Below are 1,332 nucleotides of genomic sequence, written 5' to 3' on the forward strand. Positions count from 1 at the left end.
GATGTAATCAAGGTCTCGCTGCTTACTGGACTCCCAGGTTGCACGGTAGCTTTCAAGCGCCGCTTGATTGAGCACATGGCCACAATTCGGACACACTTCTTTTTGTGATTCTGGCTGTGTGTATTCCTCGGCATTTCTGGTGTGATATTCCTGCAGTCTTTCTTGCCTACGAGCTTCCAACTCCGCGATCTGCTGTTCAATGCTGACGATCTTTTGGTCGTTACCGAGAATTGCATTCTCAGCGGAAATCCGGCGCCGGATTAAATCCTGTGCCTGCCACTCAGCATCTTGTCTTACCTTTTCCAGCCGGCGAAGCTCCGCCTCAATCTGCCGGTTGTGCTCCTGTACTGCCTCCATGTCCTTTGTCCGGCTCTCGGCCAGCTTAAGAGTCATATCAGACAGTTGGAGCTTTGCCTCGTTGATCCGCGGGTTGTCCCGGCCAGACAGCTGTACCTGTAAGCCTGACACTTGCTTGTCAATTTGATTAAGCGCCTCTTGAGCCTTTTGAAGTGATACATGATCTACGTCTAGCACAGACTCCAGACCTTTAACTTGCTGCTCACTTGCTTCAATATCCTTTTTAACCGCTACGACTTGTTGCTTGACAAACTTTTGCGCAAGTCCTGGATCGTACTGATACCGCGCCATCAGATCGCGGATTGTCAGCAGCGCCGGATCGGATGCAAAGACATCCTCATTACTTACATCGCCGATGATCTCAACGATAAAGCTTCGCAGCGTCTTATAGTCGCAGCCTTGGCCGATGTAATATGGGTCAATCATCGCCCGGGTCAAATCAAATTTTGATGTCTCAAGCTGCCGGTTGGTACCAAGCAGCTTAAGCAGCGTCTTTTTTGCCTCGCCCTGGTTTTTAAACTTTGTGCCGTCGATCCAATAATCGGTCGTATGCTGCAAGTCACCCGGCTCGCCGGATCCTTGCTGCCGAGGCCGCCATCCCTTGTACACTTTTTTTAATGTAAAGGTATCGCAGACCAGCTCAACGCTGACCTCTGCCTCCTCTTTAAATTCTGGCTTAAATGATTGATAATCTGACGACCCATCAAGCAATAAATCAGTTAACGCCCAATAGATGGCCAGGATTGTATTTGTCTTCCCCTGCCGATTCGGACCCGCGAAGATGCTGCGGGATGTAAGATCATATTCCGCGTGAGTGATATTGCGGAAATTCTCAATGATGACCTTTTTTAATTCCATCGTCAATCTCCCTTCCGCCAGCTGGATCATCAGCTGGACATTTACATATATTTTCTGTGGCTATGTTTAACATTTTCCTGTGATACCTGGGCATAGATCATCGTTGTGTTGATCTCA

At 48.6% G+C, this 1,332-nt stretch carries 1 protein-coding gene; it reads right to left on the bottom strand.

Features of this window, described 5'->3' with window-relative positions; genetic code table 11:
* Positions 1-1,215: AAA family ATPase (locus I2D94_RS18115; protein ID WP_195397919.1), on the bottom strand; the 1,215-nt coding region annotated here is incomplete at its 3' end.
* Between the last annotated feature and the right edge of the window lie 117 nt (positions 1,216-1,332).

The sequence above is a fragment of the Holdemania sp. 1001302B_160321_E10 genome, assembly GCF_015552275.1.
Lineage (GTDB): Bacteria > Bacillota_I > Bacilli_A > Erysipelotrichales > Erysipelotrichaceae > Holdemania.